This window comes from Amycolatopsis sp. NPDC059021 (assembly GCF_042739895.1).
Classification (GTDB): domain Bacteria; phylum Actinomycetota; class Actinomycetes; order Mycobacteriales; family Pseudonocardiaceae; genus Amycolatopsis.
This window is the reverse complement of the sequence record NZ_JBHYIQ010000076.1, coordinates 1-8980: the sequence shown is the minus strand read 5'-3', so window position 1 is coordinate 8980 and position 8980 is coordinate 1. Positions and strand designations below refer to the sequence as shown.

Annotated in this window: 7 protein-coding genes; 4 read left to right on the top strand and 3 right to left on the bottom strand. The window is 69.3% G+C overall.

Annotated elements, in window-relative coordinates:
• Nucleotides 1–121: 121 nt before the first annotated feature.
• The 3 genes from ACFWX1_RS34240 to ACFWX1_RS34230 form a co-directional block, all read right to left on the bottom strand.
• A complete protein-coding gene (locus tag ACFWX1_RS34240; protein ID WP_378393909.1) occupies nucleotides 122–652 on the bottom strand; it encodes a hypothetical protein in 531 nt (176 codons plus the stop codon).
• A gap of 445 nt (nucleotides 653–1097) precedes the next feature.
• Complete coding sequence (locus tag ACFWX1_RS34235) at nucleotides 1098–1469, bottom strand: MmcQ/YjbR family DNA-binding protein (RefSeq protein ID WP_378393908.1); 372 nt, start codon at nucleotides 1467–1469, stop codon at nucleotides 1098–1100.
• A 41-nt stretch (nucleotides 1470–1510) separates the two neighbouring features.
• Nucleotides 1511–2611, bottom strand: a complete 1101-nt coding sequence (locus tag ACFWX1_RS34230) for a VanZ family protein (RefSeq protein WP_378393907.1) — start codon at nucleotides 2609–2611, stop codon at nucleotides 1511–1513.
• 389 nt (nucleotides 2612–3000) lie between these two features.
• Between ACFWX1_RS34230 and ald the strand changes: the two genes are divergently transcribed.
• The 4 genes from ald to ACFWX1_RS34210 all read left to right on the top strand — a co-directional run bounded on the left by ald (nucleotide 3001) and on the right by ACFWX1_RS34210 (nucleotide 8936).
• Complete coding sequence (gene ald / locus ACFWX1_RS34225; RefSeq protein WP_378393906.1) at nucleotides 3001–4116, top strand: alanine dehydrogenase; 1116 nt, start codon at nucleotides 3001–3003, stop codon at nucleotides 4114–4116.
• A gap of 60 nt (nucleotides 4117–4176) precedes the next feature.
• Nucleotides 4177–5640 (top strand): PLP-dependent aminotransferase family protein, encoded by a 1464-nt coding sequence (locus tag ACFWX1_RS34220; protein WP_378393904.1) that lies wholly within the window; start codon nucleotides 4177–4179, stop codon nucleotides 5638–5640.
• Nucleotides 5641–5748: 108 nt separating this feature from the next.
• Nucleotides 5749–7113, top strand: a complete 1365-nt coding sequence (locus ACFWX1_RS34215; RefSeq protein ID WP_378393903.1) for an aspartate aminotransferase family protein — start codon at nucleotides 5749–5751, stop codon at nucleotides 7111–7113.
• Between the two features lie 404 nt (nucleotides 7114–7517).
• Nucleotides 7518–8936: an amino acid permease gene (locus tag ACFWX1_RS34210; RefSeq protein WP_378393932.1), complete on the top strand. Its 1419-nt coding sequence runs from the start codon at nucleotides 7518–7520 to the stop codon at nucleotides 8934–8936.
• Nucleotides 8937–8980 lie beyond the last annotated feature (44 nt).

The following is an 8980-nucleotide window of genomic DNA, read 5'->3' as shown; positions in this document are numbered from 1 at the left end:
AACCCCCCCCCCTCAAACACAATCTTTGTGTCCTCCCCCGCGGGGGGGCGGGGGGGGGGGGGGGGGGGGGGGGTTTAAATACCCCCACACCCCCCCCCCCCCCCCGCACCGGTCGACAACGTCAGCCGATGCCGAGGACGGCCTTGGCGGTGGTCCAGTTCGTGAGCATGGCGTGCTGTGCGTCGCCGAGCGTGACCTTCCCGGCGCACACGGCCTTTTTGACCGCGTTCTCCACGGAGTCCTTCGAGTAGGAGTTCTGGTCTCCGGAGTGGGGTTCCGGCCAGAGGTTCTTCGGGTCCTTCGGCGCGCCACCGAGTTCGAGCGGAAGGAAATGGTCTTCCTCGTAGTCCGCGAGATTCGTGTCGGAGTAGCCGTAGTCGGCGATGCCCTGGCGCTTCAGGCCGTTGGTGTAGGACGTCGGCGGCCGGATCGTGGAGGTCCAGCCCGAGACACAGATCGTGGAACCGATCGTGCCCTGGGTGACATCCGGATTGGTCGCGCCCGGCGTGCACGCCGGATCCGGTAACGGCAGGTCCGCCTGCGAACAGGTCGCGGCCGCCGTGGCGGATTCGGCCGAGGCGGATACCGGAGCGGCCATGGCCATGACGACCGAAACCGCGCCGATCGGCGCCAGCACACGTAAAGCGGGCATAATACGCATTGGTTCTTCCTCCCAGACGGCATCACAAAGCCCCGTTTCCGAGATCGCGTGCACCTCGGCGAGCGGGACGACCCGAAATCCTCGCCACCGAACACGAACACGACAGGAAACGGCGACCACGGGCCGCGAAACAGTAAACATCCACCAAGCTGTGAAATTGCGAAGTCAGTTCTTCACAAGCCGACGATTTCCCGCCAAACGGGCAGGAACCGGTGGATATTTCTCAGCGGAAAGCAGGAATTCCGGCCAATGCGACACAGTCCGCGAAAGCGGCGGAAAAGCCCGGATCACACCCATTACCGCCACATTGCGGTTATCCGTCACACACCCGCACATCGGCGCGGACAGTACGAAGTGGACAGTCGGGGACCTGACGGGCAATACCGGCCCGGCAGCGGGCACCAGGTCGTTCCGGCGGGTGACCCGCCGGGCCGGTTCACTCCCGGATCAGGGCCACCCAGTGCAGTTTTTCCTGCTCGCGACGCGGAAGCCCGGCGACCACCAGATCGTAGGAATCCTCGATCATCTCGCGGACGAGACCGGCGGGCACCGAACCGTCGAGGACCACGGTGTTCCAGTGCCGCTTGTTCAGGTGGTAGCCGGCGGTGATGGCCGGGTACTGGCCGCGCAGCTGCACGGCGACGTCCGGATCGCACTTCAGGCTGACGCGCAACGGCCGCCCTCGCAACGGGCTCAGCGCGAACATCTTGCCCGCCACCTTGAAGACGCTGTTCTCCTCGCCGAAGGGGAACTCCTCGCGCGCACCGGTCAGCCCGAGGCAGATCTTCTTCAAGTCGGCGGCCCTCATCCGATCACCCTACACACTCGAGCTCCCGGCGCGTCCGCGTGTCACCGAGGGGACGGCCTCGCCGCCGCGGTCGTGCTCACCGCACGGGAGTCGACGAACCGCAGACCCACGACACACCCGCTGAGGCCGCGATGTCCCGCCGTACGCCAGGCGAGGAGTGCGGCGACGAGGGCGAGAACGGCGGCGATGAAGTGCAGGCCGAGGTGATCGAGGGCGAAGAAGCCGCCGCCTCCGACGACGAACCGCGGCAGGACCCGCCAGCGCGCCGGACGGCCACCGTCGGGACGGACCGGGGCGAGCAGGACGATCCGCTGCCCGGCGGTGGCGCCGTCACCGCACAGCGGGACCACGAGCAGCAGGAGGCCGGCCGGGATCACGTAGTCCAGCAACCAGCTCGCTCCCGGCGAGGCGGCGAAGGAGCCGGGCCCGTCGGCGGACATCAGCGTGACACCGGTCCGGAGGAGCGTCCCGAGCAGGAACACCGCGAACACGTCCAGGCACATCCCGAGCAGCCTGCGACGGGCGGTGACCGGGCGGGCGTCCCCTGGCGGCCGGGTGACCCGCTGCCCAGGGACGAAGCGCAGTGCCGGTGCCAGCAGGACACCGACGGCCGCGCCCACCGTGTTGGCGAGCAGGTCGTCGACGTCGAAAAGGCGGTAGGGACACTCGAACACGCCCCAGACCGCGGTGAGCTGGGTGGTCTCGATGAACAGGGACAACAGCAGCCCGGCGGCGACCGTGGCGAGCGGCCGCCATCGGAAGAGATGCCGACCGAACATGCCCAGCGGCACGAACAGCAGCACGTTGAGCACGACCTGCTGCAGTGCCGGATTGCCCGGCAGCCCGGCGATCCCTGGCTCGCCCCGGCGGGCCCGGATGTCGTCGACGAACTGGAACAGGCGCAGTTGCGGCTCCACCACATGTCGCGCGCACCACTCCGGCGTCGTTTCGGGCACCGGCAACAATGTGTAGGTCCAGAGCGCCAGCGCGTAGACGAGGCAGCCGAACGCCAGCACCATGTGCCCGGCGCCGAACTCACCGCGCCCCCGGTAACTCCACCACAGATACGGAATCGCCAGCAGCACCGCGAGACCGCCACCACCGAAGAGCGCGACGACCGCGGGAAAAGTCAGTTCGGACACGGGTTCGGACAACCCCTCCGGTTTTGTCCACAAAGGACACCCCTGCTCCGGGACGTTCCCGGACGACATCTGCCGAATGTCACGGCAACGTATCATGGCCGCGAATTTCCAACCACCGAAGAATGTCCGAAAAACGGCGGCATCGCCAGGAGGTGACAATCGCGATGGGCGCGGCCCTGGAAAGCACTTATCCCCGTGACAAAATATCGGGAGCGGGCCGGAATCCGATTCACGGGGACTCCCGGAATTCCCGGAGAGCGGCGGCGCCCGCGCGCGACGGCCGCGACTGGCCCCTTCGAACAGGCACGTTCTGGTCCTTCTGACCAGGCCAGCCGTCACCCAAGCTCAGCGGGTCCGAGAGCGACGGTGACAGCGGATGGGAGCGGGAGATGCGGATCGGTGTTCCCCGGGAAGTGAAGAACAACGAGTATCGGGTGGCCCTCACCCCGGCCGGCGTGCACGAGTTCGTCTCGGCAGGGCACGAGGTGTTCGTCGAGCGTGGTGCGGGAGCCGGCTCGTCCATCGCCGACCAGGACTACGCCGCCGCGGGCGCGAAGGTACTGGAGCACGCCGACGACGTCTGGGCCACCGGGGAGCTCGTGCTCAAGGTCAAGGAGCCGGTCGAAGAGGAGTACGGCCGACTCCGCGCGGGCCAGCTGCTGTTCACCTACCTGCACCTCGCGGCGAGCGAGCCGTGCACCCGGGCGCTGCTGGCGGCGGGCACGACGTCGGTGGCGTACGAGACCGTGCAGCTGGCGGACGGGTCACTGCCGTTGCTGTTCCCGATGAGCGAGGTCGCCGGGCGGCTGGCGCCGCAGGTCGGCGCGCAGACGCTGATGCGGGCCAACGGCGGCCGCGGCGTGCTGATCGGCGGGGTGTCCGGCGTGGCACCGGCCAGGGTGGTGGTGCTCGGCGCGGGCGTCGCCGGGATGAACGCCGTGGCGGGCGCGGCGGGAAGCTGGGCCGACGTGGTGCTGTTCGACAAGAACGTCGGCAAGCTCCGCGCGGCCGACCGGATGTACCAGGGGCGCATCCGCACGGCGGCGGCGAACGCCTACTCGATCGAGGCGGCCGTGCTGGAGGCCGATCTGGTGATCGGCGCGGTGCTCGTGCCCGGCGCGAAGGCACCCAGCCTGGTGTCCAACGACCTCGTCTCGCGGATGAAGCCGGGCAGCGTGCTCGTCGACATCTCCGTCGACCAGGGCGGCTGCTTCGAAGACACCCGGCCGACCACGCACGCGGATCCGACCTTCCAGGTGCACGATTCGGTGTTCTACTGCGTCGCGAACATGCCGGGCGCGGTGCCGCACACCTCGACGCACGCGTTGACGAACGTGACCCTGCCGTACGCGCTGGAGCTGGCGAACGGTGGCCTGCGCCAGGCGATCGGCCGGCGCCCGGAGCTGCGCGGCGGCGTCAGCACCGTCGACGGTGTCCTGACCTCGGAGCCGGTCGCGGCCGCGCACGGGCTGACCGCCGTCGCGCCGGAAACCGCGCTGGGCTAGCCGGGCGACGTCCATTCGGGTTAGGTTGCTCCTCGCCCCGGACCTCGGCGAGGAGCAACGGTGCCCCGTACGCTGATCGAAATCGACCGGTCGTCGCCGGAGCCGCTGTACCGCCAGGTACGGCGCGCCATCGAGCACGGCATCGCGGTCGGCACGTTCGACCCGGGACACCGGCTGCCCAGCTCACGGGAGCTCTCGGCCGAACTCGGCGTCTCCCGCAACACGATCAACCTCGCCTATCAGGAGCTGGTGGCCGAGGGGTTCGTGGAGAGCAGGGAACGCAGCGGCCTGTTCGTGAACGCGGAGATGCGACCGCACTGCGCGGTGCAGGAACGCACGACCCGGCCCCGCATCGACTGGCGGGCCCGGGTCCGCCGCTACCCGGACGCCGACGTGCCGCACGTCGAGAAGCGGGCCGACTGGCACACCTACCCTTATCCGTTCGTGGCGGGCCAGATGGACGTCACCGCGTTCCCGGCCCGGTCGTGGGCCCGCTGCCTGCGCGACGCGCTGTACCGGCCGCACGTCTTCCCGGCGCTGCAGGACAGCGTCGGCTCGGACGACCCGATGCTGGTCGACATGGTGTGCAAGCATCTGCTGCCCGCCCGCGGGATCGAGGCCGATCCGGCCGAGGTGCTCATCACCGTCGGCTCGCAGCAGGGCCTCGACCTGCTCGGGCGCGCGCTGCTCGGGCCGGAGCAGACGGTGGCGATGGAGAATCCCGGCTACCTCGACGCGCGGCACATCTTCCTGCGCACCGGTGCCGGGGTGCGCGGACTGGACGTCGACCAGAGCGGCCTTCGCCCGCCCGACGAGCTCACCGGCGTCGATCTGCTGTACCTGACGCCCAGCCATCACCATCCGACGAACGTCACCCTGAGCATCGGCCGCCGCCGACGTCTGCTCGAACTGGCAGCGGCGGCGGGCACGGTGGTCGTCGAGGACGACTACGACAGCGAGTTCCGTTATCAGGGCAGCCCGACGCCCGCGCTGAAAGCGCTCGACGGTTCCGGCGACGTCGTGTATCTCGGCACGTTCTCGAAGTTCCTCTCCCCCGGGCTGCGGCTGGGCTATCTGGCCGCCCCGCGCGAACTGGTCCGGGAGCTGCGGGAGATCCGCCGTTACGTGCTGCGGCACCCGCCCGGTCACCTGCAACGCGCCATGGCCCTGCTCATCGACAGCGGCGAGTACCAGCGGTCGCTGCGCCGCTACCGCACGAAGCTGATGCGCAAATGGGAGGCGACGTGCGCGGCGGTCGCCGAACACCTGCCGTGGCCACAGGGCACCTACCCGCCGGGCGGGGTGAGCCTGTGGGTGACCGGACCGTCCACACTGGACTGTCGCCGCCTCGCCGAACGCGCGGAACGCGACGGCGTCCTCATCGAGGGCGGCGACATCTTCTTCATCGGCGACGACCCGCCCCGCAACCATTTCCGGGTCGGCTTCGCGGCGATCCCGCCGCGCGCGATCGAACCGGGAATCCGCCTGCTGGGCCAGGCCTGCCGGGAACTCCTCGGCGGCTGACCCCGGCCCCATCTGGACCCGTCGGAACGCACGTTTCTGGTGCTGGGCCTCGGACCAGCGTGGTTGCGAGAGTCGAAGCACACACTCGCGCCTTGAAGGAGGTCTCCGGTGGACGTCACCCAGCTGCGAGCGCAGGCTCGCCGCCATCTCGGCCCGCACTTCACCCGCAAGGACACCTGGGACAGCGACTTCCCGGTGTTCGTGCGCGGCGAAGGCTGTCACCTCGTCGACACCGAGGGCCGCCGCCACCTCGACGGCCTCGCCGGACTGTTCTGCGTGAACATCGGGCACGGGCGCGCCGACGTCGCGAAGGCCGTCGCCGACCAGGTGGGCACCCTCGCCTACGCCAGCAACTGGGGTTCGGCGCACAACCCGGCGATCGAGGCGGCCACGCTCATCGCCGGACTCGCCCCCGGCGACCTCGGCACCACGTTCTTCGTCAACTCCGGCTCCGAAGCGGTCGAGTCGGCTTTGAAGTTCGCCCGCCAGTACCACCGCAGCCAGGGCAGGCCGGAGCGGACGAAGATCATCGCCCGCGACATGGCCTACCACGGAACCACGCTGGGTGCCCTTTCGGTCACCGGCCTGCCGAAGATCAAGGATCCGTTCGGCCCGCTGCTGCCGGGTGTCCGGCACGTGCCGAACACCCTGGGCCTGCTCGGCGACTGCGGGCCGGCCGGGGAACTCGACTGCGTCAAGGCGATCGAGGACGTCATCCTCGAAGAGGGCCCGGAGACGATCGCGGCGCTGTTCGCCGAGCCGGTGCAGAACGGCCGGGGCGCGCTGGTACCACCGGACGGCTACTGGCCTGCCGTGCGGGCGCTGTGCGACAAGTACGGCATCCTGCTGGTCTCCGACGAGGTGATCTGCTCGTTCGGCAGGCTCGGGCACTGGTTCGGCCACGGCCTGACCGGCGTCGTCCCGGACATGATCACCTTCGCCAAGGGCTCGACGTCCGGCTACGCGCCGCTCGGCGGGCTGATCGTGCGTGAGCGGCTGGTCACCGAGCTGTACGAGTCGCCGAAGGGCGGTGTCTTCACGCACGGCGCCACCTGGGGCGGGCACCCGGTGGCGACCGCCGCGGCGGTGGCGAACCTGACCGCGATGCGCGACGAGCACGTCCTCGAGCACGTACGGGACGAAGCGCCACGGCTGTCCACCGCGCTGCACGCGCTCAAGGACGCCCACCGCTGCGTCAAGGACGTCCGCGGGACCGGGTTCTTCTACGCGATCGAGCTGATGGCCGATCACCGGAGCGGCCGGGAGCTGACCGAGGCCGAGTCGGTCAAGGTGCTGCGCGAGGTGCTGCCCGAGGCGTTCCGCCGCACCGGCGTGATCCTGCGCGGCGACGACCGCGGTGCCACCATGCTGATGATCTCGCCGCCGCTGGTGGCGGGCGAGGCCGAACTCGCCGAGCTGCTGCACGGCGTCGACGCGATGCTCACCGACGTCGAGAAGGCCGTCCAGCCCTGATCGTCCCTCTTTCTCCCGGGTGGGGCCGCCGGCGCTTCGGCGGCCCCACCCTTTTTTGTTGCCCGGTCAAGGACGTATCACGATGTGAGTACATTGTGGACGCTCACGCTGCGCGCTCCGGTGCCGACATTCCCGGCGGAGCACGGAAACCGGTCACGATCCCGGACTGCGGGATCACCTCCGGTGACCTCTCGCGCGCGCTAGAGTCGGTCGCCATCTGGACCCCTCGGCCACGGCGTAACTGGCTCTCGTACCGGGCCCAGCCAGTACCTACGGTGACGGGAACCACAAACGAAGCTCCCAGCAGCCCAGCGGCAACGGTGCCGCGACTAGGAGGAGACGTGAGTTCGATGTCCGAACCCGCCCGGCCCAGCGGACTGAAACCGGGGCTCAAACAACGGCACATGAACCTCATCGCGCTCGGCGGTGTCATCGGCGCCGGACTGTTCGTCGGCAGCGGTGTCGTCGTCCAGGCGACCGGGCCCGCCGCGGTGATCTCGTTCCTGATCGCCGGCCTGATCACCGTGCTCATCATGCGGATGCTGGCCGAGATGACGGTGGCGAAGCCCGCGCTCGGCTCGTTCTACGTCTATGCCAGGGAAGCGATGGGCAACCGCGCCGGCTTCGCGGTCGGCTGGATGTACTGGTACTTCTTCGTCATCGTGGTGGCCGTCGAAGCCGTGGCGGGCGGGCGGATCCTGCAGCTGTGGCTGCCCGGCGTACCGCTGTGGGTGCTCAGCCTCGGCCTGCTGGTGCTGCTGACCGGCACCAACATGGTTTCCGCGCGCTCCTACGGCGAATTCGAGTACTGGTTCTCCTCGATCAAGGTCGTCGCGATCATCGTGTTCCTCGTGCTCGGCGCGCTGTACCTGTTCGGCATCTGGCCGGGCTCGCACGGCGGCGTGTCGAATCTCGTGTCCCACGGCGGTTTCGCGCCACTCGGCATCGGCGCGGTACTAGCGGCTGTCGTGCCCTGTATCGGTTTCTACACCGGGGCGGAGATCGTCACCATCGCCGCGGCCGAGTCGGCCGAACCGAAGAAGGCCATCGCGAAGGCGATGCGGTCGATCATCTTCCGGGTCGTGCTGTTCTACGTCGGATCGGTGTTCGTGGTCGTGGCGATCAAGGCCTGGAACTCCCCCGAGACCGCGGTCAGCCCGTACGCCGCGGTGCTCGACGTACTGGGCATCCCGGCGGTGTCGACCATCATGAACGGCATCGTGCTCACCGCCGTGCTGTCCTGTTTGAACTCGGCGCTGTACACCTCGTCCCGGATGTTGTTCGCGCTGACCCACCACGGCGACGCGCCCCGGGCGTTCACCCGCCTGTCCCGCAGCGGTGTTCCGCGTCGCGCGATCCTCGCCGGGACGGTCGTCGGCTACGCCTCGGTCATCGCCGCCTACACCTCGCCGGACCTGATCTTCCAGTTCCTGGTGAACTCCTACGGCGCCGTCGCGCTGTTCGTCTACCTGGCGATCGCGCTGGCCCAGGTCACGCTCCGCCGCCGGCTGCAGCGTGAGGATCCCGGCAAACTGGCGCTGAAGATGTGGCTGTTCCCGTGGCTGAGCTACGCGACGATCGCGCTGATGGTGCTGGTCATCGGGGCGATGGCGGTGCTGCCGACCACGCGCTCGCAGTTCTGGCTCAGCGCGGTGACCCTCGTCCTGATCCTGGTGGGCTACGAAGTCCGCCGCCGTCGCGGCACTCCCCCGGCGCCCGAGTCCCCGTCCGCCGAAGCACCCCCGGCCGCAGAGGCGTCCCCGGCGGCGCCGGACGCTCCCCTGCCACGCGTGCGGAACACCCCAGGCACCGACCTCGCCTGACCCGCTCCCCTGCCGTCAAGGCCACCTTACGGGCGTCTGACGCC

Coding starts and splice junctions, on each gene's coding strand:
- ACFWX1_RS34240 (WP_378393909.1), bottom strand. CDS start 652: ATGCCCGCTTTACGTGTGCTGGCGCCGATCGGCGCGGTTTCGGTCGTC.
- ACFWX1_RS34235 (WP_378393908.1), bottom strand. CDS start 1,469: ATGAGGGCCGCCGACTTGAAGAAGATCTGCCTCGGGCTGACCGGTGCG.
- ald (WP_378393906.1), top strand. CDS start 3,001: ATGCGGATCGGTGTTCCCCGGGAAGTGAAGAACAACGAGTATCGGGTG.
- ACFWX1_RS34210 (WP_378393932.1), top strand. CDS start 7,518: ATGAACCTCATCGCGCTCGGCGGTGTCATCGGCGCCGGACTGTTCGTC.